The 24,946-nt window shown below is 70.9% G+C and carries 22 protein-coding genes and 1 pseudogene; 9 read left to right on the top strand and 14 right to left on the bottom strand.

From position 1 onward, the window contains the following. Nucleotides 1-10: 10 nt before the first annotated feature. Both AB0395_RS34700 and AB0395_RS34695 read right to left on the bottom strand, forming a co-directional pair. On the bottom strand, nucleotides 11-991 hold the full coding sequence (locus AB0395_RS34700) for a GNAT family N-acetyltransferase (RefSeq protein ID WP_366288240.1): 981 nt from the start codon (nucleotides 989-991) through the stop codon (nucleotides 11-13). A 50-nt stretch (nucleotides 992-1,041) separates the two neighbouring features. Then, nucleotides 1,042-2,619 (bottom strand): MDR family MFS transporter, encoded by a 1,578-nt coding sequence (locus tag AB0395_RS34695; protein ID WP_366288239.1) that lies wholly within the window; start codon nucleotides 2,617-2,619, stop codon nucleotides 1,042-1,044. A 120-nt stretch (nucleotides 2,620-2,739) separates the two neighbouring features. Between AB0395_RS34695 and AB0395_RS34690 the strand changes: the two genes are divergently transcribed. The 4 genes and pseudogenes from AB0395_RS34690 to AB0395_RS34675 form a co-directional block, all read left to right on the top strand. Further along, on the top strand, nucleotides 2,740-3,291 hold the full coding sequence (locus tag AB0395_RS34690; protein ID WP_366288238.1) for a helix-turn-helix domain-containing protein: 552 nt from the start codon (nucleotides 2,740-2,742) through the stop codon (nucleotides 3,289-3,291). After that, complete coding sequence (locus AB0395_RS34685; protein ID WP_366288237.1) at nucleotides 3,288-3,605, top strand: DUF4031 domain-containing protein; 318 nt, start codon at nucleotides 3,288-3,290, stop codon at nucleotides 3,603-3,605. Before AB0395_RS34690 ends, AB0395_RS34685 begins: the two co-directional genes overlap by 4 nt. A 130-nt stretch (nucleotides 3,606-3,735) precedes the next feature. Continuing rightward, on the top strand, nucleotides 3,736-4,272 hold the full coding sequence (locus AB0395_RS34680; RefSeq protein WP_366288236.1) for an ATP-binding protein: 537 nt from the start codon (nucleotides 3,736-3,738) through the stop codon (nucleotides 4,270-4,272). A 44-nt stretch (nucleotides 4,273-4,316) separates the two neighbouring features. Further along, a pseudogene (locus tag AB0395_RS34675) lies at nucleotides 4,317-4,736 on the top strand (cytochrome P450); the annotation flags it as partial. Between the two features lie 153 nt (nucleotides 4,737-4,889). Here the strand turns inward: AB0395_RS34675 and AB0395_RS34670 are convergent. Beyond that, a complete protein-coding gene (locus AB0395_RS34670) occupies nucleotides 4,890-5,036 on the bottom strand; it encodes a hypothetical protein (RefSeq protein ID WP_366288251.1) in 147 nt (48 codons plus the stop codon). A gap of 28 nt (nucleotides 5,037-5,064) precedes the next feature. Further along, the gene (locus AB0395_RS34665) at nucleotides 5,065-6,114 is read right to left on the bottom strand and encodes a helix-turn-helix domain-containing protein (RefSeq protein ID WP_366288235.1); all 1,050 of its coding nucleotides are present in this window, start codon (nucleotides 6,112-6,114) and stop codon (nucleotides 5,065-5,067) included. A 103-nt stretch (nucleotides 6,115-6,217) separates the two neighbouring features. Between AB0395_RS34665 and AB0395_RS34660 the strand changes: the two genes are divergently transcribed. Further along, nucleotides 6,218-7,525, top strand: coding sequence for a glycine hydroxymethyltransferase (locus AB0395_RS34660; protein WP_366288234.1), 1,308 nt, complete (start codon nucleotides 6,218-6,220; stop codon nucleotides 7,523-7,525). Nucleotides 7,526-7,739: 214 nt separating this feature from the next. Here the strand turns inward: AB0395_RS34660 and AB0395_RS34655 are convergent, their stop codons facing one another. Continuing rightward, nucleotides 7,740-9,113 (bottom strand): NADP-dependent succinic semialdehyde dehydrogenase, encoded by a 1,374-nt coding sequence (locus AB0395_RS34655; protein WP_366288233.1) that lies wholly within the window; start codon nucleotides 9,111-9,113, stop codon nucleotides 7,740-7,742. 378 nt (nucleotides 9,114-9,491) lie between these two features. Between AB0395_RS34655 and AB0395_RS34650 the strand changes: the two genes are divergently transcribed. Beyond that, nucleotides 9,492-9,905, top strand: a complete 414-nt coding sequence (locus tag AB0395_RS34650) for a DUF2795 domain-containing protein (RefSeq protein WP_366288232.1) — start codon at nucleotides 9,492-9,494, stop codon at nucleotides 9,903-9,905. Between the two features lie 103 nt (nucleotides 9,906-10,008). Here the strand turns inward: AB0395_RS34650 and AB0395_RS34645 are convergent, their stop codons facing one another. From AB0395_RS34645 to AB0395_RS34625, 5 genes are all read right to left on the bottom strand, one after another. Continuing rightward, complete coding sequence (locus AB0395_RS34645; RefSeq protein WP_366288231.1) at nucleotides 10,009-11,232, bottom strand: GNAT family N-acetyltransferase; 1,224 nt, start codon at nucleotides 11,230-11,232, stop codon at nucleotides 10,009-10,011. A 209-nt stretch (nucleotides 11,233-11,441) separates the two neighbouring features. Continuing rightward, the gene (locus AB0395_RS34640; protein ID WP_366288230.1) at nucleotides 11,442-11,612 is read right to left on the bottom strand and encodes a hypothetical protein; all 171 of its coding nucleotides are present in this window, start codon (nucleotides 11,610-11,612) and stop codon (nucleotides 11,442-11,444) included. A gap of 278 nt (nucleotides 11,613-11,890) precedes the next feature. Beyond that, nucleotides 11,891-12,742, bottom strand: a complete 852-nt coding sequence (locus AB0395_RS34635; RefSeq protein ID WP_366288229.1) for an alpha/beta hydrolase — start codon at nucleotides 12,740-12,742, stop codon at nucleotides 11,891-11,893. Beyond that, a complete protein-coding gene (locus AB0395_RS34630) occupies nucleotides 12,735-13,943 on the bottom strand; it encodes an MFS transporter (RefSeq protein WP_366288228.1) in 1,209 nt (402 codons plus the stop codon). The genes AB0395_RS34635 and AB0395_RS34630 overlap by 8 nt, the downstream gene beginning before the upstream one ends. Next, a complete protein-coding gene (locus AB0395_RS34625; protein WP_366288227.1) occupies nucleotides 13,940-15,763 on the bottom strand; it encodes a penicillin acylase family protein in 1,824 nt (607 codons plus the stop codon). Before AB0395_RS34625 ends, AB0395_RS34630 begins: the two co-directional genes overlap by 4 nt. Nucleotides 15,764-15,847: 84 nt before the next feature. Between AB0395_RS34625 and AB0395_RS34620 the strand changes: the two genes are divergently transcribed. Together AB0395_RS34620 and AB0395_RS34615 are read left to right on the top strand one after the other, a co-directional pair. After that, nucleotides 15,848-17,431, top strand: a complete 1,584-nt coding sequence (locus AB0395_RS34620) for a helix-turn-helix domain-containing protein (RefSeq protein ID WP_366288226.1) — start codon at nucleotides 15,848-15,850, stop codon at nucleotides 17,429-17,431. 269 nt (nucleotides 17,432-17,700) lie between these two features. Beyond that, nucleotides 17,701-18,648 carry a YihY/virulence factor BrkB family protein gene (locus tag AB0395_RS34615; protein WP_366288225.1) on the top strand — a complete coding sequence of 316 codons (948 nt, stop codon included), beginning with the start codon at nucleotides 17,701-17,703 and terminating at the stop codon, nucleotides 18,646-18,648. Nucleotides 18,649-18,706: 58 nt separating this feature from the next. On the opposite strand, the gene AB0395_RS34610 is transcribed toward AB0395_RS34615, so the two are convergent. Together AB0395_RS34610 and AB0395_RS34605 are read right to left on the bottom strand one after the other, a co-directional pair. Beyond that, nucleotides 18,707-19,888 carry a S8 family serine peptidase gene (locus AB0395_RS34610; RefSeq protein WP_366288224.1) on the bottom strand — a complete coding sequence of 394 codons (1,182 nt, stop codon included), beginning with the start codon at nucleotides 19,886-19,888 and terminating at the stop codon, nucleotides 18,707-18,709. Beyond that, nucleotides 19,885-20,991 (bottom strand): hypothetical protein, encoded by a 1,107-nt coding sequence (locus AB0395_RS34605; RefSeq protein ID WP_366288223.1) that lies wholly within the window; start codon nucleotides 20,989-20,991, stop codon nucleotides 19,885-19,887. The genes AB0395_RS34610 and AB0395_RS34605 overlap by 4 nt, the downstream gene beginning before the upstream one ends. 728 nt (nucleotides 20,992-21,719) lie before the next feature. Between AB0395_RS34605 and AB0395_RS34600 the strand changes: the two genes are divergently transcribed. Next, entirely contained in the window at nucleotides 21,720-22,010 is a 291-nt protein-coding gene (locus AB0395_RS34600) for a DUF1330 domain-containing protein (protein ID WP_366288222.1), read from the top strand. A 93-nt stretch (nucleotides 22,011-22,103) separates the two neighbouring features. Here AB0395_RS34600 and AB0395_RS34595 read toward each other — a convergent pair whose 3' ends face one another. After that, a complete protein-coding gene (locus AB0395_RS34595) occupies nucleotides 22,104-22,754 on the bottom strand; it encodes an SDR family NAD(P)-dependent oxidoreductase (RefSeq protein WP_366288221.1) in 651 nt (216 codons plus the stop codon). 234 nt (nucleotides 22,755-22,988) lie between these two features. After that, on the bottom strand, nucleotides 22,989-24,944 hold the full coding sequence (locus AB0395_RS34590) for a Xaa-Pro dipeptidyl-peptidase (protein WP_366288220.1): 1,956 nt from the start codon (nucleotides 24,942-24,944) through the stop codon (nucleotides 22,989-22,991). Nucleotides 24,945-24,946: the final 2 nt, after the last annotated feature.

Below are 24,946 nucleotides of genomic sequence, written 5' to 3'. Positions count from 1 at the left end.
GTCCGCGGAGTCAGACGGTCCTGCGCCAGACGTCGATGGCCAGCACCTGCCGCATGCCGACCGACAGGTACAGATCCAGGGCGGGGGTGCTGTTGTTCGCGTCCACATGGAGGTAAGTGCCGACCCGCCCGCGCGCGGCGTCGGCGGCGAACGCCTTGCGCAGCATGAAACGGCCGAGGCCGCGCCCCCTGAAGCCGGGCAGTACCGCGAGCTGGCGCACGTAGCCCGAGTTCTCGTCCCCGGCGAAGGCGTCGGTGCCCAGCAGCATCGCGGCGGGCTCGCCGTCGACGCGCGCGACGGCGAGCTGCGCCCAGTCGGTGCTGGCCGAGGAGTCCAGGTCGGCGTACCACTCGTCGTAGTCCTTCGGGGTGAACCCGAAGTGCTCGGCGAAACCGGCCTGCTGTACGGCGTGCCCCTCGCGCCGCACCTCCTCGGTCACCCCGTGGTGAACTGTCACCCCGGCCGGGAGGGCGGGCTCGGGAACCGAGGCGCCGTGGTCGACCAGGAGACGGATGAAGCTCGTCGCGGCGACGAAGCCGCGGGCGGCGGCGATGGCGCGTTTGCCGCTGTCCTCCCGATACAGACCGATGTCGACCACGGCCCTGTCGTGGCCCAGCCCGGCGGCGATCTCGGCCGCCCGCGCGATCACGGTGTCCCACAGGGGGCCGGTGAGCTCGGGCGCTTCCGGGTGCACGACCACGTCGACGTCCACGTTGTCACCGGTGCCCTTGCCGCAGGCCCACGCCCAGGCGACCAGGCGTCCCAACCCGTCGTGCACGACCCACCCGTCCGTCTCCCGGTCGAAGGCGGGCTCGTTCAGCTGGTCGGTGACGTCGTCGAGGGTCATGTCCGCCTTGCCGATCACCTGCGTGTCGCACAGGGAGATCAGCTGGTGGATGTCGGTTGCGTCCCCGGCCCTGGGCCGCCGGGTGAGGTACCCGGCGGCGGTCATGGTCGTCGCTGTGGTTGCTGCGCTTGCTGTGCTGTCCATGCCGCCCAGTCTGCGCGGGGCGACTTGGCTCTCACTGGGTCACGACTTGCTCAGTCGAGCACCGCGACCGGGGCTTCGGCCTCGGCGCCCTTCTCCTGGCCGCTGCGCAGCGGGATCTCCTTGATGAAGACGGCGAACACCGGCACCAGGACGGCGAACAGGATGGCCCAGGAGAACACGCTGCCGATCGACCCGGCCAGCGACTCGAGGAAGCCGGTCCGCACGGCCGGGGGCAGCTGGTGCAGGGCCGCCGGGTTGAACTGACCGCCGCCCGAGGTGAGCTTCTCACCGGCGGCCGCTCCCAGCTTGCTCGACAGGTTGGAGGTGAGCTGGTTGTTGAAGATCGCACCGAACAGCGAGACGCCGAACGAGCCTCCGATGGACCTGAAGAAGGTCGAGGCGCTGCTGGCGACGCCCAGGTCCTTCTGCTCGACGCTGTTCTGCGCGATCAGCATGGTGGTCTGCATCAGGAAGCCCATGCCGAGGCCGAGCACCGCGATGTACACGCCGGTCTGCCACGAGGGGGTGTCGACCGTCTGCGTGGAGAGCAGCCACATGGCGATCGCCATGATCACACCACCGAGGACCGGGTAGATCTTGTACTTGCCGGTCTTGGTGATGGCCCGGCCGACGAACAGCGAGATCACCATGGCCGAGGCCATCATCGGCAGCAGGAGCAGGCCCGAGTTGGTGGCCGAGGCGCCCTGGACGGTCTGCTGGAACAGCGGCAGGAAGTTGATGGCGCCGAACATCGCGAAGCCGAGCAGGAAGCCGACCAGGGAGATCAGCGTGAAGTTGCGGTTGCGGAACACGTTGAGCGGCATGATCGGCTCGGTGACACGGCGCTCGACCAGGACGAAGATCACCAGGCTGACCACGGCGGCCACGGCCAGCCCGAGGATCTGCGGCGAGCCCCATTCGTAGTCGTTGCCGCCCCAGGTGGTGATGAGAACCAGCGCGGTGATACCGACGGAGAGCAGGACCGCGCCGAGCCAGTCGATGCGGTGCTGGGTGCGATACGTGGGGAGCTTGAGCTTGGCCACCAGGACCGCGAGGGCGAGGAACCCGATGGGCAGGTTCACGTAGAAGGCCCAGCGCCAGTTGAGGTGGTCGGTGATGAAACCGCCGACCAGCGGGCCCGCGATCATCGCGAGCGACATCACACCGGCCATGATGCCCTGATACTGACCGCGCTCGCGCGGCGGGACGAGGTCACCGATGATCGCCATGGCGTTGACCATCAGACCGCCCGCGCCGAGCCCCTGAAGCGCGCGGAAGCCGATGAGCTGCCCCATACCGTCGGCGGGGCCGCCGAACATCTCGGATCCGGCCATGCCGCAGAGCGCGGAACCGATCATGAAGATCACGATGGAGGCGAGGAAGATGTTCTTCCTGCCGTACAGGTCGCCGATTTTGCCCCAGATGGGAGTTGATACGGTGGTGCCGAGCACATAGGCGGTCACCACCCAGGAGAGGTGGGTCAGACCGCCCAGCTCGCCCACGATACGGGGCATCGCCGTACCGACGATCATGTTGTCGAGCATGGCCAGGACCATCGCGAGCATCAAGCCCGGCAGCACCACCATGACCTCACGCTGCCGCGCCGGTGCGGTCGCGGTCTCCGTCACTTCTGTCGCCCCCTGTAGAGATGATCTTGCTTACTTGCCGACCGGCAAGTGTCGGATATGATCGGAAATGTAGGGCGCCTACTTACCGGCCGTCAAGTCGATTTCACCGTAAAGGGAACCATGAGGGAAAACGCCGATACCCGGACTCGCATCCAGGAAATCGCCCTGAAACTCTTCATCGAGCAGGGCTATGAGGCGACCTCGCTCCGCGAGATAGCGGAGACACTCGGCGTGACCAAGGCCGCCCTCTATTACCACTTCAAGAGCAAGGACGAGATTGTCACCAGCCTGGCCGAAACCCGGCTGCGCTCGGTCGAGGAACTGCTCGACTGGGCCAAGGCCCAGCCCCGCACCGAGGAGACCCGGCGCGAGCTGATCCGCCGCTACTCCGAGAGCCTGCACCGGGGCAAGCACCGCGAGATCATGCGCTTCTTCGAGCGCAACCAGACCTCGCTGAAGAATCACCCGGTGATGGAGCAGACCCGCGACCGGATGTTCGAGGTGATCACCTTCCTCGTCGAGCCGGGCGACTCGACGGCCACCCGGCTGAGGAACTCGATGTCCCTGTTCGTCCTGCACGCGTCCTGGTTCGTCTTCAGGGACGACACGATCGACGAGGACGAGCGCAGGGCCGCCGCCCTCGAGGTCGCGCTCGACCTGCTGCGCAGGTGAGCGTCCTCATCGACCCGCCGAACTGGCCGGGTCCCCGTGGCCTGCTCTGGTCCCACCTGGTCAGCGACAGCTCGACCGAGGAACTGCACGCCTTCGCCGCCCTGCTGGGCACACCGCCCCGGGCGTTCGACCGTGACCACTACGACGTTCCGGAGACCGTCTACGAGCGGGCGGTCTCCCTGGGGGCCGAGGCGGTCTCCTCGCGGGAGCTCCTCGCGCGGCTGATCGCGTCCGGCCTGCGCAGGCGCAAGATGCGTCCCGGAATGCCCGCGTCTCACGGACATTCCGGCACCGCGGGCATGACCGCCCCCTGAAGGACACGGTCGTGCGCTCCGCCCCCGCCCGCACCGGGAGGAGGAGATGTGCCCGCCTCACCCCGGTTAGGACGGGCGGAGTGGGGCAGGGCTCCAGAGGTCGCTAGAGGTCGACTGCGAAGGAGGGACCGTGGAGGCCACAATCGCGCTACGTCTACCGCGTGACGCCGCGAGTGTTCCCGTCATCAGGCAGCTGCTGGACGCGTCGCTCCGCGCACTGGGGGTCGAACCACAGGTTCGCGAGGACATCCTGCTCATGCTCTCCGAAGCGTGCTCCAACGTGATCCAACACGCGACACCGAGTGACGACTACATGGTGAGCACCGAGCTCTTCAGCGACCGCTGCGTCATCAAAGTGGTGGACACGGGCAACGGCTTCGACTTCTCGGGGACGCGTTTCCCCTCCCCCACGTCCGAGCATGGCCGAGGCCTGCTCATCATGAAGGCTCTGGCCGACGACATCCGTTTCGTCAGCCGTCCCGATCGGGGGTCGATCGTCTGCCTGGAGAAGACCCTGCGCTTCGTCGAGGACGCTCCGGGGCTGTCGCTCCTGCTCAACGAGGAGCACAGGGAGCGCGAAGCGCACAAGAGCCCCGGCGGGACCGCCGAGGACGATCCCTACCCGGGCGACGTCTTGCGGGCGGGAGAGCACGCCAGGACCAGTTGACATCCACTCCGCCCTGAAGGGACAGAGACTCCCGTCCGCCCCGCGTGCGGCTTCGGGTGGGCGGCGACCGGCCCGCCCGCGTTGACGACCTGCCTCAGCTGAGGGTGACCAGCCGGATCGTCACCGAAACCCTGAGACTGCGGCCGCCTGCCTGGTTGGTCACCCGCACCGTCACGGCCGACACCACGTTGGGTGACTACCCTCTCCCCGCCGGGACCATCGTCGTCTTCAGCCCCTACCTGATCCACCACCGTCCCGACCAATACCGCGATCCGGCGTCCTTCGACCCCGATCGCTGGACAGATGCGCGTTACTCGGATTACATGCCCCGGCCGAGCAACGCGTTCATCCCTTTCGGCAGCGGCGCCCGCAAGTGCATCGGCGATCAGTACAGCTGTGTCCAGGCCATCCTCATCCTGGCCACCATCGCCACCCGATGGCGCCTGGAGCTTCTCCCCGGCCAGAAGCCCGTTCGAGTCACCGCGGCCGCGACACTGCGACTGCGAGGACTCCGCATGCGGGTTGTCGCCCGGAAGGGCGAGTCCACCGTTGATCGTGGTTGGTGGGTTGGTCAACAGGTCGTCGGTGAGCTCGAGCCACGCCTTGTCAGACAGGTTTTAGGGACGACTCCGCCGTCCGAGGACGGTCGACGCAGCGAGCACCACCAGTGTGACGAGAACGATCACGGAGACGAGGAGTGCCGCCAGGCCGAAGAGGCCGAGAACGACAACGATGCTGAAGATCTCGCTGACCAACTGCCGCACCGCAGAGCTTTGCCCGGTTTATCCGCCACTACACCGCATTCCAGCGAGCCAGCTTCAGCGCGAGATGGAGTTCTAACCTGTCGGCTCCATCCTTCAGGCTGCGCCCGGTGACCTCCTCGATCCTGGCCAGGCGATAGTAGAGACTCGTCCGGTGCAGGTGGAGCAACCTGGCGGTCTCCTGTGCGTCTCCGCCGCTGTCCAGATAGGTTTCGAGCGTGACGGCGAGGGCCGGGTGCTCGCGCAGCGGGCCGAGAGGGGTCGCCGCGGGTTCGGCGAGTAGCCGGTAGACGCCCAGGTCAGGCCAGCAGGCTACCGGCCCGAGCGCCAGTTCCGCCGCCGCCGCCCTGGCCGCGGCGACCGCCTCCCGGTAGGCCTTCCTGACCGATCCGAGCCCGGCGTGCACGGCGCTGACCCCCGCGACTCCCCCGGTGCGGGCGATCAGCCGCCCTCCCAGCGCGGGACCGTCCTCACCTCCGTTGAGCAGCAGAACGGCGTGCCTGTCGAGGATGGCGAAGACGGGAGGGCGCCGCGTCCTGGCGAGCTCGTCGTCAACCGCCCTGCCCAGGTCCTCCCGGTCACCGCGCAGGACCAGGAGGCGCAGCGGCCCCTCGCCGAGCACTCCCGTGGCCCGCTCCGCCGTGATCCCCCCGACGAGGAGCCTGCGCAGCGTGCCCGATCCCCCGCCGTCGTCGAGCAGGGCGGCGATGGCGGCCGCATCCCGTACGGCCCGCGCCTCCTCCTCCCCGCTCAGCGGCCCCTCCCCTTCGATGATCCACAGCAGGCCGACCCGCCTGTCCTGGTGGAGTAGGGGCACGCAGAGCCTCGCGGCCATACCAAGCGCCGGGTTGGCGGGCACCCTGACCGGCTCGCGGATCGTGGCCACCCCATGGGCCTCCTGCCAGGCCCTCACCTCGGAGGGAACGGAGCGGGACAGGATCGCCTGGGCCCGGACCTGATCGACCTCACCGTGGTGAACGCTGTGCGCGACGACCTGGCCCTCGGGATCGTCCACGGCCATGCCCCGTCCCACGGCCACGGCCAGGGAGTCGAGGAGGTCCTGGACATCATCGCCGATCATCACCGAATCCTACAGATGTATGAAAGATCTCCGCTGGGAAGACGATGACTGGTCTTGGTGCGGGCCGTACCGTCGCATGCGTCGCCTCGCGAAAGGAACCGGCGTGGAGAAGCGGAGCCGAATCGCCCCCTGGGCGTCGTCCAGGGCACAGCGGCGTCTGGCGGAGCTGGAGGCCGAGACGGACGGCCTGGGCCTCGGCGAGGTCGTCCGGCTGGTCGACGCGGCGCTCGCCGAGCACAAGGGCAGGCTCGACGAGGACGGCATCGTGCTCTACGCGGGCACCAACACGATGAGCGAGCGGGCCAGGGCGGCCCACGAGCTGTCGCTGGGCAGCCGCCCCTCCATGGGCTGGCCCGGGGAGAAGTTCCAGACCGGCCTCGATGAGCTGGACGTACTGGAGGTGCTCGCCCCGCTTCAGGTCGCGGCTCTGATGGGCGGGGAGTTCGCCGAGGTCAGGCTGCAGAGCGCGACGCTGGCCAACCTGGCCTGCTATACCGCGTTCGCCGCTCCCGGCGACACGATCGCGGTGCTGCCCGAGGCCGCGGGCGGCCACGCCAGCCACCATGCCCAGGGCGTCGCCGGGATCCGGGGCCTGCACGTGGTCGACCTGCCCTACGACGCGGCCCGGTTCGGCATCGACCACGACGCGCTGCCGGGGTTCCTGCGCGAGCACAGGCCCGTCCTGGTGGTGATCGGAGCGAGCCTGATGCTGTTCCCGCACGACGTCGCGCGGGTCAGGACGGCGTGCGACGAGGTGGGGGCGGTGCTGGTCTACGATGCCTCGCACATGGCCGGCCTGATCGCGGGCGGCCGCTTCCAGCGACCGCTGGAGGAGGGCGCCCACCTGCTGACCATGTCGACCTACAAGTCTTTCGGCGGGCCGCCGGGAGGCGCCGTCGTGACGCGTGAGGAGGACCTCGCGCGCCGGGTCTCGGCCGCCGCCTACCCTGGGCTGACCGCTAACTATGACGCCTCACGGCTGGCTCCGCTGGCCGTCACCGCGGCCGAGCACGCCGCGAACGGTCCGGGCTACGCCGACGCCTGCATCGCGAACGCCCGCGCCCTGGCCGCCGCGCTGGCCGTGGAGGGCTTCGCCGTCGCGGCGGCCCACCTGGGCTGGACGGTCTCCCACCACGTCGCGATCGACGCCGCCGCGTTCGGCGGCGGAGACGAGGCGGCGCGGCTGCTCGCCGAGGGCGGCGTTTACCTCAGCGGCATCGGCCTGCCCGACCAGGCTCCGGGCGAGCCGATGCGGGGCCTGCGGATCGGCACCCAGGAGGTGACCCGCCGCGGGTTCGCTCCCGATACGATGCACCAGATCGCGGTACTGATGCGCAGACTGCTGATCGACGGCCACGCCCCCGCCAAAGTCATGCAGGACACGGTGGCGCTGCGCCGTTCCACCCCATGATCTCGGACCGGCCCGCGACCCCCGGGGGTTCGCCCCTGGCGGGCCGGTCCGTGCCGCTCCCGCCCGACTTCTCCGGGCTGCCGTGTCCCGGCCTCCCTCGTCGAGGCTCGGACGATCCCGCCCCGGTTTCCCAGACGTCCTCCCTCCTCCAGGACGTCTCCCCTCGGCGTCTCCCGCCCGCTTCCCTGACGAGCCGGGAGGCCACGCGGGCGGCTCAGCCGATCCAGACGGTCTTGAGGTTGCAGAACTCGCGGATGCCGTGTGCGGACAGCTCCCTGCCGTACCCGGAGTTCTTGACGCCGCCGAACGGCAGCTGCGGGTAGGAGACCACCATGCCGTTGACGACGACCATTCCGGCCTCCAGGTCGGCGATGAGGCGTTCCTGCTCGATCTCGTCGGTGGTCCAGGCGTTCGCGCCGAGTCCGAAGGACGTGCCGTTGGCCAGTGTGACGGCCTCATCGATGTCCCCGACCCGGTACAGCGAGGCGACGGGACCGAACGCCTCCTCCCCGAACAGCCTCATCTCCGGGGTGACGCCCGTGAGCACGGTCGGCTCGTAGAACCAGCCCGGCCGGTCCGGGCTCACCCCGCCGCACAGCACCCGCGCGCCGCGCCCGACCGCGTCGGCCACCAGCCTCTCCAGGTCGCCGAGTCCCTGCTCTGTCGCGAGCGGCCCCACGTCGGTCGAGTCGTCCATGGGGTCCCCCACTCGCAGGGACTCCATGCGGGCCACGAAGCGGCCGGTGAACTCGTCGTACACGTCGTCGTGCACGATGAACCGCTTCGCCGCGATGCAGGATTGGCCGTTGTTCTGCACCCTCGCGGTGACCGCGGTCGAGACCGCGCCCTCGATGTCGGCGGACGGCATCACGACGTAGGCGTCGGAGCCGCCCAGTTCCAGGACGGTCTTCTTGACCTCGCCGCCCGCGATCGACGCGACGGAACGGCCCGCCGGTTCCGAGCCGGTCAGGGTGGCCGCGACCACGCGGGCGTCCCTCAGCAGCCGCTCAACCTGCGCCGAGCCGATCAGCAGGGTCTGGAAGCAGCCCGCGGGGAAACCCGCCCTGGTGAACAGTTCCCCCAGGTAGAGCGCGATCTGCGGCACATTCGACGAGTGCTTGAGTAGCCCGACGTTGCCCGCCATCAGCGCGGGCGCGGCGAAACGGATCACCTGCCAGAGGGGGAAGTTCCACGGCATCACCGCGAGCACCGGCCCCAGCGGCTGGTAGCGCGCGTAGGCACGCCGCGCTCCGACGGCCCGCGCGTCCGCAGGCTCATCCGCGAGGAACTCCTCGGCGTGGTCGGCGTAGTAACGCATCCCCGTCACGCACTTGGCCGCCTCGGCTCTGGCCGCGGTCAGCGTCTTGCCCATCTCGGTGGTCACCAGGCGGGCCACCTCCTCCTGCTCGCCCTCGAGCAGGTCGGCCGCGCCGCGCATCCAGGACGCCCGTTGCTTGAAGTCGGTGCCCCGGTAGGTCAGGAAGTCGGCCGCGGCACGCGCAAGCCGCTCCTCCACCTCCTGCTCGCTCAGCGGTTCGAAGGTCTTCAGCGTCTCACCGGTGGCCGGATTGATCGTCGCGATCGCCATCAGTACCTCCTCGACGGCCGCCGTTCTCTGGCGGCGGGCCGGAATCGGGACCTGCCGGACGGGGGGCGGGTGCGGCGGCGGCCTTCTCACGGCACCGGCCTCACGGCACCGGTCGCGCAGCACGGGCAGGGAACCAAAGCAGGCAGACGTCCTGCTCCCCCTTCTCCTCAGTATCCGCTCAGACAGGCGGGAAACAGGAAAGAAGCAGAGCCGATGAGAGCGTCCCTCACCTCTCACGTGTCGTCCCCCGGAGGCACGCCGCGAAGAGTCCCCTGTGACCTGCGAAAAGAGGACGCCCAGCCCGCAGAGGGCGAATGTTGGGAGATGCCGGAATGGGTAGGGCCTCCTCAGGAGGAGCCTATTTCGGGAGCTGAGGCCATGAACGCGGAACGCGGCAGCGCCAAGCACGGCCCGAGGGTCGACGAGGAGCGGAAGCACGAGGTCGAGGGGACGGTTCGCGGCGGTGGTCCCACTCATGCCGAGGAGTGGCTTGACCCGGAGCCGATCAGGGACACCGACGAGGAACTGGCGCCAAGGAGGTATCCGCCGGGACACGAGCCGGGCACGCCCGCGGGGATCACCCCCAGTGACGTCGAACGCCGCAGCACCCTGGCCAAGTGGCTGAGCGACGCGAGGTGGCCCGCGGACCGCGAGGAGCTGACGGCGCACGCAGAGGAGAAGATGGCCCCTGACAGCCTCGAGGCGAGCCTGCGCGAGCTGCCCGACGGGGAGTTCCGCAACATCGGCGAGGTGGCCAGGGCCCTCGGGCTGGGAACCGAGCGTCGCCGATAGCGGCGCCCCCGCCCGCGACCAGCACGGTACAGCCCGCCAGGCTGCCCGGCGCCAGACGGCCCGTGGCGTTCTCCGCAACGGTGAGGCACTGGAGTCGGGCGGCTCAGAACTGGTCGGCGGCGAACGGGGCCAGCGGGGTGGCGAGGGCGGCGTCGAGTCGCTCCGCCGTACCCGGGGTGTGCTCGGCCGCGAGCCCGGCGGCGACCAGCCTCCGCACCGGGACGTCCCCCAGGTAGGCGGAGGCGAGATCGCGTACGGCGAGCGTCAGATCGGGCGCGGAGCTGGTGCGGGCGCAGGACGCGCCGCCGGGTCCCGCCCGCAGGCTCCAGCGGCCGTGGTTGGCGGGAACGCGCTCGTCACGGACCTCCAGGACGGCCTCGACGGGCCGCGCCCAGCCTCGCCGGGTGAGCGCGGCCTTCAGGTCGGCCAGCCGCAGCCACAGCGCGGGCCAGGTCCGCGTCACGGTCACCTGGTCGGGGTCGGCGGCCAGCAGCGGCAGCGGATCGTCGACGGGCCGTGCCCAGCAGGAGATCCGGCTGGTCAGGTCGACCGACGCCAGGTAGCGCCAGAGCGCCGCCTCTGCCTCGACGGTGTCCGCCTCCAGCTCGACGAGCTGCACGACGCCGGGCGACCCGGCGCTGTCGTCGCCCTGCTTCGAGCGGTAGACCGCGTATCCCCGGGGTTCCTCACCGAGGATGACGACCCTCGGGGCTGTCAGATCCTGGTCCTCCTCGTCGGTCTCGGCGAGCACCGAACCGGCCCACCACCGCTCGTCCCTCAGGAACTGGCCCGCGCGGCGCGCGGCCGCCCTGCCGTACAGCGGGCCGAGGACCTTCGGCGCCTCCAGGGGGGAGATCAGCCTGAGCGGTCCGGGGTCGGGCTCGACGCGCAGGCCGAGCGGCCGGTCGGTCGCGATCTCCACGCTGACGGCCCTGGTCGCGGCGCCGAAGCCGAACCGCCCGTAGATCGCGGCCTCCGACGCATACAGCGCGGCCAGGGGCTCGCCGCGCTCGGCCGTGTCGGACCAGAGCCGCTCCAGCATCGCAGTCAGCACACCCTGCCTGCGGTGTGTCGGCAGGACGGCGACGAAGGTGACGCCGGAGCATCCGAGGATGCCTCCCGGCACGGAGACGCGCAGCGGGAGGCAGGCCATGAAACCGACCAGCAGATCGCCATCGTAGGCGCCGACGCGGTGAGCGAGCAGGAAGCGCCACCTGCGCTCCTCGCGTTCCCGCTCGTCGGTCCGCTGGTGGAAGACGATGTCACTGAGCTCGAAGACCTGCTCGACGTCGGATTCGGGTACGGTGCGGATCTCAACCGAGGACACCCGCCCGACCATATCCAGCGGGACGGGACCGGCCAAGCGATTAACGTCCCGTGCGGTCAGCGCCATGTGACCGGTCGCCGGGCGGTGCGAGAACAGCGCCTCCGGTCGAGGCGGCTCCTCCCGCGAGCACGGCGTGTCCGGTCAGGGCGGGGGCCCGGTCGTGGCCTGCCGGCCACCCCCTGTGCCGGGCCCCGCCCCCTCCGGCTTTGTCAGCCCCCGAGACCGGAGGAGCGGAAGAGCCTGACCGCGAACGTGACGACCACGGCGACCAGGCCGATGATCAGAGCCCACTTGAGCAGGCCGAAGACAAGGCCCAGGAGCGAGCCGAGCAGGAAGAAGGCGAGCACGACGGCCGCCACTATCAACAGAATCCGTCCCATGTCTCCACGCTACGTCCCGCTACGGCCCCGCGGCAGGGCGGGAAGCCGAAGTCAGGGTCAAGCCAGGGTCGCCCCCTCAGGGACACCCCTGACTCCTCCTTCTCCTCCCTCTCACACGTTCCTCCAGCATGGATGCCCCGTCCTTCGGGGCGGGGAGGAAATGCGGAACGGTCCCTCATGGTGTTCTCCGGCTCCTGGCCAGCGGCGGCCCGAACCGTGGTCCGGGAGCCGTGGTCCAGGACCCGTCGCGGGAACCCGCGCGGCCCGCGCCCGGCGGGTCAGGCGACGAGCCGGAGGATCTCGGCGACGACCAGGCCGGGCTCGTCCTGGGGGACCATGTGCCCGGACCGCTCGGCCAGGACGTGACGGCCGTTGGGCTGGGCCTCGACGAGCCGCCGGTGGCTGGCGATGAGCTCGGGGCGGACGCGCCTTTCCACCTTGCCGGGGCTGAGCGCGCCGCTGATGGCCGTGACGGGGACCGGCGGCAGCGCGGCTTTCGAGGAGCGCAGGCGGGTGAACCCCTCGGCGAGGGCGGCGTACTCCGCCCGGGTGGCACGGAACTCGGACGGGCGGGTCATCTCGGCCAGCGCCTCAGCCTGCATGGCCGGCGGGAACAGCGCGAGGATGCGGCGGACCTCGGCCGGGACGACCTTGACGCCGAGCGCGGCGAGCCCGGCCATGATGGACTGGAGGCCCAGCGCCATGGCCCGCGTCCCCTTCCGGTAGTAGATGTCCAGGTCCTCGGCCGCCTGGTCGATGAGGATGAGCCCGGCCACCCGTTCCGGGTTGGCGGCCGCGTAGGAGCGGATGATCGGCCCGCCCAGGCTGTGCCCGGCCAGGATGTACCGTTCCTCCCCCAGGTGGTCGAGGAGGTGTCCCAGATCCTCCACCATGCGCTCCAGGTCGCGGCGGTGCGGGTCAGGGTCGCTGCGACCGAGCCCGGCCCGGTCGTAGGCGACGACCCGGGTACGCTCGGCGATCGCTGGCATAACCAACCCCCATTCGACGCGGGACGCCCCGAGCCCGGACTCCAGGACGACGACGGGCCGCCCCTCGCCCTGGCCGACGTAGTGCAACCGCCGCCCGTCCGGCAGGGGCGCATACCCCGGCTCGCCGAAGACGCTAGACATTGACGTTCTCCTCCCTGACGGGAATCAGATCGGTACGGATGGTACGGGCCGTCGAGGCAACGATCAGCCCGGCGATCAGCCCGGGCAGGGCGACCGAGGCGACCGCGCCCGCCGTGCCGTACGCCTTTTCCACGGTGCTGAGAAGCCCGGCCCCGATCAGGCCGCCCACCGCGAGGCCGACGCCGAACAGGCTGGCCATGTAGCTGCGCCCGCCCGGATCGGTCACCGCGATCATGATCAGTGTGATCATCGGGAGGATCAGCGGGGTCAGGACCAGGCCGATCAGGAAGGCGGCCAGCGCCAGGGGCAGGGCCGGCGCGACCGCGCCCGCCGCGAAGGCCATGGCCGAGCAGGCGATGACCCCTGCGGCGACGATCGGCACCCTTCCCGCGTCGGACTGGAAGATCGAGTCCAGCCGCCGCCCGAGCGTGGCCAGCACGACGATGGCCAGGGCCGAGCAACATGCCGAGAACAGCCCGCGGACGTCGGTTCCCAGGCCCCAGCGTTCCTTGAGGTGGACCGACAGGAATGTCACGGCCGGGACGAGGAGCATGCCGTAGGCGACGAAGGCGGCGAAGACGCGGCGCAGCGTCCGGGAGCGCAACAGGCTTCCGCGGCTGGTCGCCACCTCGTCGTAGCGTCCGATCCCCGGGTCGCGCAGCCGTACCGCGGCCAGGCAGCCGAGCATCGACAGCACGCCGAGCACGGCGTAGACCGCCCGCCAGTCCAGGTCGAGCCACCCCGCCAGCGCCGAGACCGTGAGCGGGCTCAGGATCGCGCCCGCGGGCATCGCGGCGCCGTACAGGGCGAGGATCCTGCCGCGTACGGCGGGCGGGTAGAGGTCGGCGAGCAGCGGCGAGTGCAGGGCGATCTGGCTGCCGTTGGCCAGGCCGCTGACCAGGAGCAGCGCGCCGAGCGTCCAGATGTCGCCGGCGAACGCGATCGCGAAGGTGGCGACGCTCCACACGAACCCGGTGACGATGGAGACACCGGCACGGATCGGGCGGCCTCTGACCAGCACGGACATGAGGAACGGGGCGACGCCGACGGCGAGGAGCTGGAGCGCGAGCAGGGAGGTGAGGGCGCCGGTCGAGACGCCGAGCGAGCCGGTGATGTCCGGCGCGAGCACGCTGAGGGCCTGGTTCACGAACGCGTCGGTGATCGCCAGCATGCCGACCGCGATGACGGGATAGAGCCTCATGACGGATCGAAGACGATCGGCTTGACCTCGCCGCGGCTGTACAGCTCGGCCTGGCCCGGCATCGAAACGCTCCACGAGCGCATGCCGTGCTCGCTCAGCGCGACGATCCGCAGGCAGGGGCCTCCGGCGAAGGCCGTGCCCTGCGCGTAGTAGGTCGACCGCAGGGACACGTCGAGCTCCAGCGCGCCGCCGCGGCCCGGCACGCCGGGCAGCAGCCGATGTCCCTCCCCGTAGGTTTCGTGAACCCCGTCGGGCACGGCCCGCGCGGCCTGCTCGACGGCGTCCAGGAGGTCGTCGCCGGAGATCCGCGTGCGCCAGGAGATCCAGGCCGTCGCGTCCGCCGACTCGGGACGGGCGCGGCCGTCGAAGGCGAGCAGCCGGTGCAGGAGCCGCCGGTGCCCGGTGGGCCAGCCGTGGATCCGGCCGGGTTCCGCGGAGGCGGCGGCCAGGAGTTTCGCCTGCCAGGCCGCGGTGTCCGGCCACATGTCGTCCAGCGCCCACGCGGTCGCCTCCGGGAGGTCGACGGAGAAGGCCCGGGGCAGCAGTTCGGTGAGACGCCTTCCCCGGCTCGTGGTACGGCCCGGCTCGTCGTTGAAGACGTCCGGATGCCAGCGTTCCGGCGCCAGGGCCGGATCGGGTGTGACGGTGTCGGGGGCGGTGTTGCAGTTCTGCAGGTAGCCGGAGGCGGGATCGGCGAGCTGGACCAGGTCGGCGGCCGGGCGGATGCCGAGCCAGGCGGTGGCCGAGGTGTTGCCGTCAAGCACGCCGCTCTCGCCGGAGGCCCTGACCGGCACCCGGCCGGTGCGCAGGTAGAAGCAGTCGCCCGAGGCGTCGGCGGCCAGCACGTTCTGGGGCGGGAACGCGCACGCCTCGAACGCCGCCCGCAGCTCGGTGACGTCACGGGCGCGCACCATGGCCATGAACTGCTGCTCGGTCTCGCCGGCCAGGCCCATGTACGGCGTGCACACCACGTAAACGGCGTCGTCGTCCCTGGCCAGGACGGGAGCGATCACGCCGTTGTGCACGACGTACTCGTGGCCGTCGTGCCGGAGGATCTTCCTGGGCTCGCCGTCGTACAGGTAGACGTCGCCGTCGACGGCGATCCGGTAGGCGTCCGCGACCCGGGGTCCCCCGGTGGTCAGACCCCAGGCGCAGGTCCGGTTGTGGGCCAGCGGGGGCAGCATCGCCCCGAGGAAGCAGAAGCCGGTGTAGTGCAGGTCGCCTGCCTTGACGACCGCCTCGTGCATGGCGAAGGCGCCGCCGAAGGGCAGGTGCGGGTCGCTGACCACGATCGTCTCGCCGGTCGCGGTCCGCCACGGCCGGACCACCCAGGCGTTGGAACCGAGCGGGGCGTAGCCGACGTCCTTCTCCGAGGCCGGGTCCGCCGAGAGCACACCGGACGCGCGGAGCGCCTCGACGCCGTCGGTGATGATCCAGAACAGCATGACCGTGCGGTTGACGCCGATCGGCAGGGCGGGCTCCAACGGCGGCGCCCAGTCGGGGACCCGCCCGGGATGCTCGTCCATCCACGCGCCGATCCCGGCGACGAAGGCCTCGTAGCAGGCGCGCAGGTCGCCGGGGAGTGCCTCGAAGCCACGCCGGGCCTCCTCGAGCACCTGCCAACGTCGCTGGTTGGCGTCCCGCTCCGGCTCACCGAGCTCACCGCGGACCAGCAGGTACTGCCTGAGCACGCCGTGCAGGTCGTCCTGCGCCTGCGCGTAACCGAGCCCGTAGTAGGCGGCGGGCTCGCTGGACGCGTCGAGCAGCGGCATGCCGTACGCGTCCCGGTGGACCCGTACCGATCCCCAGGAATTGTTCATGCGCTAACCCTGGGTGAAGACCAGCCGTAATTCCTTGTCCGATCGGACGATGAATCGTCGTCCCCCTTGGCCGATACTTCACGGATGAATCAGGTCGAATACCTCGAACCATCGCTCGCACAGGTGGTCGAGCGGATCGGGACCGGCTACGTGACGGTCGTCGCCGCGCCACGCGGCCTCGAGGTGCCGATCGCCGGGCCCGCGATCCACGACCCGCTGAGCACCGCGCCACCCCGCGCCGGGGCGATGGTGCTGCTCGTCGGGCTGACCGCCGGGACGCCCGGCGCGGCCCAGACGATCCGTGGGCTGGCCGGCGCGGCGGCGGCCGTGCTCCGGTCCGACGCGGCGAGCGCCGCGCCGCTGGCGGAGGCGGCGGCCGAGGCGGGCGTCGCCCTGGTCACGCTGGAGTCGGCGATGTCCTGGAGCCATCTGCACACGCTGGTCGAGGACGCGGTCCTGCTGGGCGACAGCCTGGTCACGGCGCCGAGCCGGGACCTCGGCAGTGTCCCGGTCGGCGACCTGAACGCGCTGGTGAACGCCGTCGCCGAGACGCTCGACCGGCCCGTGGGGATCGTGGACACGCAGTGGCGGCTGCTCGCCTACTCCGCCGTGCCCGGCCAGGTCAACGACGACCTGCAGCGGGACGTCATCCTGAACAGGGTGGTGCCCGCCAAGAACGCGCCACGGGAGACCCGGCGGCTGCTGCTGACCAGCGGGCGTGCGCTGCGTTTCCTCACCAACGCGCCGTACGACACCGCCGAATACACGATCTGGCGGGTCGGCGCGGGCATCCGCAGCGGGCCCGAGCCTCTCGGCATGATGTGGGTCCTCGAGGGGCGGGACCAGCTTTCCGACGACAAGCTGGTGCTTGTGGAGGAGTTCGCCCGGCTGGCGGGCGCGCACCTGCTACGGGCGCGGACCGCCAGGACCGTCGAGCGCGAGCGCCGCGGCGAGCTGGTCGGGCAGGCCCTGGACGGCAGGGATCCGCGAACGGCCTGCCGCCGCCTCGGCCTCGACCCCGACTCGGGGGTCGCGGTGCTCGCCGTCGCCGAACTGTCCGCCGGAGACACCCCGCTCGGCGAGCACCTCCTCGACGGCGTCGCCACCTACTTCGACGCCTACCGGCGGACGGCCGCGTGCGTGCTGCGCCACGACACCGTCTACTGCCTGATGCCGACGCCGGACCTCGCGGCGCTCAGGGAGATCGCCTCCGATCTGACCCGGCAGCTCGGCCTGCGGCGCCGCCTGGCGGCGGCCGTCGGCGGCCGGGTGAGCGCGGACGACCTGCCGCGCTCCCGCCACCAGGCCGATCTGACCCTGGCCGCGCTGCGGGCCTCGGGGACGGCCGTGGCCACGATCGACGAGGTCCGTGCCGCGGCGACGCTCATCGAGCTGCGCTCGCTGCTCGACGAGCGTCCCGGCCTGCTCCTGCACGAGGCCGATCCGGCACCGCGCGACGTCACGGACTCCGTGCTGGCCTGGATCGAATGTCACGGGGACGTCCGCGCCGCCGCCCTGCGTCTCGGCGTGCACCCCAACACGCTCCGCTACCGGATCCGCAGGCTCGCCGCCAACGGCCTCGACCTGACCGATCCCGACACCCGCCTCGTCACCTGGCTGCGCCTGCGCCTGGGGTACCGCGAGCCCGGCCCTGCCTCCCCGGCGTGAGGCGGGGCGGCCCGCGCCGGGCCGTTGCGGGGTGAAAGGCGAGCCCGTGCCCGGCCGCCCGGCCGTGAAGCAGGCGAGCCCGTGCCCGGTCTTTCCGGCCCGGTCGCCGGCCGGGGTTGCGGGCGGCCTCGGGTTCTCTGCCAGACTTCCGGGATGATCCTGTCGCGTTCCGTCACCCCCCGCCTTTGGCGGGGCGTGAGACCGCCCGCCCGCCTCCTCCACCCTCAGCGGGCGATACGCCTCTCGGCCGCGGGGTAGAGGGCTTCCCCATGACGGCCATGAGCTTCACCGGGCGATTCGCCGGGCGGATCTCGGCGGTGTGGGCGCGAGCTCGCCGCCGCCATGGCTGGCTCGACCATCTGGTGCGTGCCGCCGTGCGCTATGACCAGGTGGACGGCGGCCGGTTGTCCGCCGCGCTCACCTACTACTCGTTCTTCGCCGTTTTCGCGCTCGGGCTTCTCGGTTTCGCGATCATCGGGCATGTCCTGGACACGCCTGAGGTACTGCTGGCCGTACAGGACTATCTGAGCGGAAACTTCCCCCGTCTGGACGTGGCCGCGCTGCGCGACGCGCAGAGCACGGCCGGGGTGATCGCTCTTGTCGGCCTGCCGCTGACCGGCCTGTTCTGGATGGACACACTGCGCTCCGCGATCAGGGCGATCTGGCGCCTCGAGCAGTATCCGGGCAGACTCCTCGTGCGCCAGCTCATCGATCTGGGAGTGCTGGCCGGGCTCGGGCTGCTGCTCTCGGTGACGCTCGCCATGGCGTTCGTCACCGGAGAGATACTGAACTGGCTGGTGGTCCACACCGTGGGCACCGACGACGCCCCGGCCAAGTGGCTGCTGTCGACCGCCGCGTTCCTGATCGGCGTGAGCGTGAACACCCTGCTGGCGATCGCCCTGCTGAGCGCGCCTCCGCGGCTGCGGCTGCCGCTGCGCCGGGTGCTGGGGCCCGCGCTGCTCATCACCATCGGCCTGGAGATACTGAAAACCCTCGGTCAGCTCTACATCGGCATGACCGCGGCGAACCCCGCCTACCAGGTCGTGGCGGGCGCCGCCGCGATGCTCGTCTTCCTCAAGATCCTCAACCAGCTCGTCCTGTTCGCCGCCGCGCTGACCGCGACCGGCAGGAGCGGCCGCATCGTCGACCTGACGACCGGCAGGACCGTGTCACCCCCCGCTTCACCCCCACCGGGAAACACCGGCTCGCCGCCGTGAACGGGACCCGGCGCGGGCGCGGGCGCGGGAGAGGACCGGCCGCGCCCGCGCGGGCGGGTCAACGGGCCCGGCGGGGCCTGCGGAACAGGAAGAACGCACCGACCAGGCACAGCAGCCCGACACCGAGCCCCGATCCGCCGACGACGAGGAAGGTGGAGTCGATGGGCGGGTGGGTGACGGGCGAGCCGACCGGACCGCCGCCGAGATACTTCTTGCCCTTGTACTCCGCGGCCTTCGACACCGGCGGCGAGCCCGCGGCCCGCACCGCCGCCGCGGTGTCGACGACCCCGTGGCCGAGGAAGACCGTGTAGCCCGCGGGCGGCTTCATGGCGGTCCGGGTGAGGATGTCGCGGATCTGCCTGAGGGTCAGCTTGGGATTGCGGGACAGCATCAGCGCCACCGTGCCCGAGGTCAGCGCCGCCGCGGGCGAGGTGCCGCTGCCCGCCTCGTAGCCGCCCGTGTTACGGGCGGCGTAGATGTCCACACCGGGCGCGGCGACCGTGGTGTAGGTGTGCACCTGGGAGAACTTCGCCCGGCCTCCGTCGGGACCCGCAGCGGCGACCGCGATCACGCCGGGGAAGGCCGCCGGATAGGAGACCCTGTTGTTGGCGTCGGTGTCGAGGATGTCGGTCGAGCCGCCGTTGCCCGAGCTGGCCACCAGCACGACGCCCTTGCTCGCCGCGTAGTCGACGGCGGCCGCGGTGTCCTTCTCGTAGCCCGCCCACGACCATTCGTCGGTGCCGAGGGACATCGAGATGACCCTGGCGCCCTTGTCCACCGCGTAGCGGATGCCCTTGGCCAGCGCGTTGCCCCTCTTGCGGTTCTCCTCCTCAGCCGCCTTGTCCCCCTCCTTCGCCGCCTCCTCGGCCCGTTTCCTGGCGGGGTCCAGGTGATCCCAGATGACGCGCACGGACAGCACGTGCGCCTGCGGGGCGACGGCGAGGACGCTGGAGGCCATCGCGGTGCCGTGCTCTCCCCAGTACGGCTGGCCGGGCCGGGCTCCGCCGCCGATGAAGTCGGGCCCCGCGGTCACACGGCCCTTGAACACCGGATGCTCCTTCATGACGCCGGTGTCCAGCACGGCGACCGTGACCCCCTTGCCCTGGGACAGGCTCTGCGCCGCGGCCACCTTCATCACCTGAAGCTCCCAGCCGTGCGGTGCCTCGGCCAGCGCGGGCGCCGCCGTACCGGAGAACAGGACGGCGCCGAGGAGGGCGACGGTCAGCGTCCGGCGGATCATGCGCGCACCTTCACGGCCTCGGCGCCCAGGCGCGCGGCCAGGGTCTCGGCGAGCCCATTCGCGGTTTCCGCCCACGGTTGGAGGTCCTCCTCTTGCTGAAGTTCCCGCCCTCCCCACGGCTCGGGCAGCCGCCCCGCCCTGCGGCCGTCGGCCGGGCCCGAGGTGACCACGACGAGCAGGGAGACGTAGGGGGCGAACACCTGGCCGCCCCCGCTTCCCGCGCGGAAGGCGTCCTTCCAGGACAGGCCCGGGGCCGCGAGGGCGTGCACCGCCTGGTCGGCCCCGTGCTTCTCCCGCTGAGTCTCGGTGATCATCGCGTCGAGGTCCTTACGGCCGTCCTCGCTGGAGAAGGCGATGACGGCGGCGGTAGCCGCGGTCCCGCCCGTGGGGTCGAGATAGGTGGCCCGCACCGCCGCAATGCAGCCGCGCTGAGCCGCCGTCGCGGCGAGGCTGCCGGACAGCGCCGTCTTGCAGGAGGTGTCCTGGGAGACCGCGACCCTGCTCCAGCCGCGTTCGGCGTTGGACTCGCTCTCGGGGTCGTGCACCCCGATCGAGGCGGGGAACACCGTCTCCACGGGCAGGTTGCGCCACAGATCTCGCATGTACGTCTTGTCGGTGATCTCCTGCCTGCTGTTGGAGACCGCGTGTGCCACGAGCCCGCCGCCGCCCAGCGCCGCGAGCAACCCGAACCCGCAGAGGAGAACTCCGCCGACAACCCGCCCCGTCCTGCGTGCGGGCGGGGACTGGGACGGCGGGGCCGGAAACTGCTGCGGGACCTGCTGCGAGGCTTGGGGCGGGAACTGCTGGGGCGGGGCCGGGGGTTGTGGCCAGCCCTGGGGTCCCTGCGGGTACGCCTGTTGGGCGGGCGGCTGGTGCTGCGCGGGCGGGTATCCCTGGGGCGGGTACGCCTGCGGCGGATGGGCCTGTGGCTGATAGGGCTGCTGCTGGGGCTGCGGCTGGTAAGGCTGCGGCGGCTGATAGGGCTGTTGCTGGTACGGCTGTTCCCAATGAGGCTGGGACGGCCACGGTTCGCCCTGCGTCGGGTGTGGTCCCGCACCCGGCCCTCCGGCGGGGGGCTGATTCGCGGGTGGGGGGTAGGTCATCGTCGCTCCCGTTGTATGGCTAGTGGATCAAGACTTAGAACGTGCGTCCTAATACCACGGTTCCCCTTGACCACAATGGACCCTATAACCACATAATTCACGCCGTTTGCAGTGAGGTAAGCGATCGGCCGAGACGGGCGCCGGTCAGGGCGGGGGATGTTCCACACCCGCGAGCGGATGTTCCACCTCTGCGGAGTGGCCGTTCCACACCCGCGAGTGATTGATGAAGCACGGACCGTTATCTACGCTCACGGCATGGAGATCCCTACCGAACCAATCGGCAGCATCCCCGACCGCCCGCTCCGCTGACCGCGCTGGCCGACCACGCCGAGGGCCGGATCGACGACGGGGAGCTGGCGGCCCGGCAGACCGAGGCGGTCACCGACACGATCACGCGGCTGGAACAGCTCGGCTCTCCGGTCCTCGTCGACGGCGAGCAGTCCAAGCCGAGTTTCGCCACCTACCCCCTCACCGGCCTGAAGGGCCTCACCCCCGACGGGGCGGTCATCCCTTTCGCGGACGACACCTCGACCTCCCGCGAGACCGCGTTCGCCAAAATCGCCGCCCGGGTTCAGGGAACCGCGCTCGCCACCCAGGCCCTGGGCGTCTGCCCCCCCCGGCACACAAGCGCGGGCCCGATTCGGGCCGCCCCTGTCCGGGGTGTGATCCACGCGGTTTCCTCCTCTTGGGCGAGGACGTGCGGATCACACCCCGGTACCGTGGGGCACATGACCGCATACATGATCGCGAAGGTGCAGTTGACCGGCAACGCCGAGGAACTGGCCGAGTACCGCTCCAAGGTCTCGGCGACCACGGAGCCGTACGGCGGCCGCTACATCGTGCGAGGCGGGGCCGTCGAGGTCCTTGAGGGCGACCAGGTCTCCGGCGGGATCGTCATCATCGAGTTCCCGAGCCTCGAGGCCGCCCGCGCGTGGAACGACTCCGCCGAATACCAGCGGATCGCCCCTCTGCGGATCCGTAACACCGTCAGCGAGCGGCTGATCGTCGACGGAGTCTGACATCCTCCCCGCCCTGAAGGACGGGGCGTCCCTGCTGGAAAAACACGGTGCGGCGAGCCGCTCGGGAACGGCTTCCGGCGTCGGCGGCGCGGGTCAGCCGCCGTGGACAACCTCCCGCTCCCACAGTTCCCGCGGCTGGGTGTGCAGCCGCCAGTAGTGTTCGGCGATGTCGTCCGGATCGTAGTCCGTGCCGGGGGCAACGACACCCGGCACGGTCACCGTGGCCGCATGGACCCCGGAGGGCCCGTACTCCAGGTCCAGCAGGGTGACCAGCGTTCGCACCCCGGCCTTGCCGAATGAGAGGCTCACGTAGTCGGGCTTCGGCTTGGGCATCCCGCCGGTGACGATGAACGAGCCGCTTCCGCGCTGCGCCATCCCGGGCGCGACGTGCGCCGCCGCGGTGAGCGCGCCCACCACGTTGACCGCCCATGCGTCCAGTTGGGCGCGCGCGGACAGCTCGCCGGGCGAGTCGGCCTGGATGATCGCGGCGTTGTACACCACGACGTCCGGCGGCCCCAGCTCGGCTGCCGCCGCGTCCAGCGCCGCCCGCAGCGCCGTCTCGTCGGCGCTGTCGGCGGTTAGCGGAACGGCCCGCCCACCGGCGCCGGAGACCGCTTCGGCCACGGCACGCGCCGTCTCCTCGGTACGTGACACGAGGGCGACCGGCAGGCCCTCCTTGGCGAACCGCAAGGCGACCGACCGCCCGATCCCCGGCCCCGCCCCGATGACCACCGCTCCCGGCATAACCGACTCCTTCGCCCGCTCAACTGTCGATCTCTGGCGAGAAGGAGACTAAAGCCTCACATTAATGTGAAGGTCAACGGATGCCGGGAGAGATTTCCCCACGGCCGCGCACGCCGTACGCGCGCACAGTGAGCGCCTCCCAGCCGGGCCCCGCAGGCCCCGCGGGTCCCGCCGAGAACACCGCGACCGGCCTGCAGGGCGGTTCCGGCCGGGAGACGCTCACCGTCGTCGCCGTCAGCCGAGGGCGTTACGGCCACCGACGAGGGGAAGCCGGACCGAGCTCGCGCCCGGCTCGACCGAGACCTTGGTCCCCGCGGGGAGGCGGAGGGTGTAGTCGTGGTCGGTCGAGATGAGCACGACGCCGATCCGGTGACCGGCCTTGACGATGTAGTCGCTCGGCTGGAGGTCGACGTCGAAGTCGTAGAACCTGCCCTCCCTCAGCAGGTCGGTCCTGGAGGCGGAGTTGCGGTTGCGGACGTCGATCCAGCCCCTGGTGATGATCTTGTAGGGGGCGGTCGCCGTGACGTGCTCGGCGAGGTAGGCGCATCCGGTGTCGCCCGGCACCCCCTGTCCGTAGCAGACCGGGGTGTTGCCGAAGACCAGGTCGCCGGTGGCACGGGTGTCCGTGCCGTAGTCGACCAGCAGCGCGGTCAGGTACGGCGAGCGCCCCGCCGCGAAGGCGGCCCTGACCGTGACGTCCGGTGTGCCGGACAGGCGGACATCCTTGGCCACCGGCTCCGACAGGTAGGCCAGGCGGTTCGGGTCGGTCGCGGTGACGTTCTCCGCGAGTTGCTCGGCGGTGCGGGCGTTCTGGTCGGTGAAGGACTCGACGGCGCGGCCACGCGGCTGCTTCCAGCCCAGCGTGCCGTTCTCACCACCCGTTCCCGCGGCGAGGTTCAGCCGCACGTCACGGGTTCCGGGCAGCGGCCACGAGGCGTGCTGGGCCCACTGCCCCGGCCCCGACTCGACGTCCGCCTGCGGCTCGTCCAGGATGCCGTTGCGCAGGCCGTACAGGTGAAAGTCGAACCAGTGGTGCAGCTGACGCAGCCACTCGGCGTTGCGCTGGGCGTAGGAGAAGGGGTTGAAGTGAGGCCCCTGGTGCAGCCAGATCTTCCGCGGCACACCCTGGCGGGCGAGGGCGTTCCACCACTGGACGGTCTGCTTGGTCTTGACGTTCCAGTCGTTGAGCCCGGCGACCGCGAAGACGGCGGCGCGGACGTTGCGCACGCCGTTGAGGTAGTTGCGCCGGTCCCAGAAGGCGGAGTAGTCGCCGGTCACCCGGTCCTGGTCGTGTTCGAGCTGTTTGATCAGCTCACCGCAGGCCTGTTCGGCGTTCTGCCTGGTCAGGACATACTTGGCCAGGATATCGGCGTCCTCGCCCTGGTAGCCGCCTGCGGCGACCACCCCGCCATTGGCGCGGTAGTAGTCGTACCAGGAGGAGATGGCTGCGATCGGCACGATGGTCTTGAGGCCCTTGACCCCGGTCGCGGCGACGGCGTTGGCGAGGGTGCCGTTGTAGGAGACACCTATCATGCCGACATTCCCCGTCGACCAGTCCGCGCGGACCTGCCTGCCTGAGGCGTCGAACCCGCGCGCCCTGCCGTTGAGCCAGTCGATCGCAGCCTTGGGCCCTGCGGTCTCGTTCTCCAGGCCGGTCGTCGGGCAGCCGGTCGCCCGCCCTGAGCCGAGGTTCTCCACCAGCGCGACGGCGTAGCCGCGCGGGACGAAGTAGTTGTCGTAGTAGCCGCGGAAGGGCGGCGCGACCGCGCGGGAGGCACTCGAGCCCTCCTCACGGCCGAACAACGTCTCGTTCAGGTCGTCGAGCTTGTTGCGGCGGTACTCCATGCCGGAGGGGTCGGAACCGTCGAGGTCGACCACGTGGTTGTCCACGGTGTTGGTGCCCGCGTAGTAGGGGCTGGACTCCATGATGACCGGCACCTTCAGCCCGGAGGTGGTCTCCTTCGGCCGCATGATGTCGACGGCGACCCGGTCGGGCTTGCCGTCACGGTCACTGTCGACCCCGGCGACCTCGACGAACACGGTCTCCGTCAGGGCGTCGGCGCGCGAGTAGACCGGCTGGGTCTCCTCGTTCTCGATCGGGGCGAGCGCGGATCCCGCGGCCGAGGCCGGCAGGGCAGCGGAGGGCACGGCGACCGCCAGGGCGATGAGGACTGTCTTCCATCTGTTCATCG

This window comes from Streptosporangium sp. NPDC051023, from assembly GCF_040689595.1.
Lineage (GTDB): Bacteria > Actinomycetota > Actinomycetes > Streptosporangiales > Streptosporangiaceae > Streptosporangium.
The sequence above is the reverse complement of the archived record's forward strand: the minus strand, read 5'-3'. Positions and strand labels throughout refer to the sequence as shown.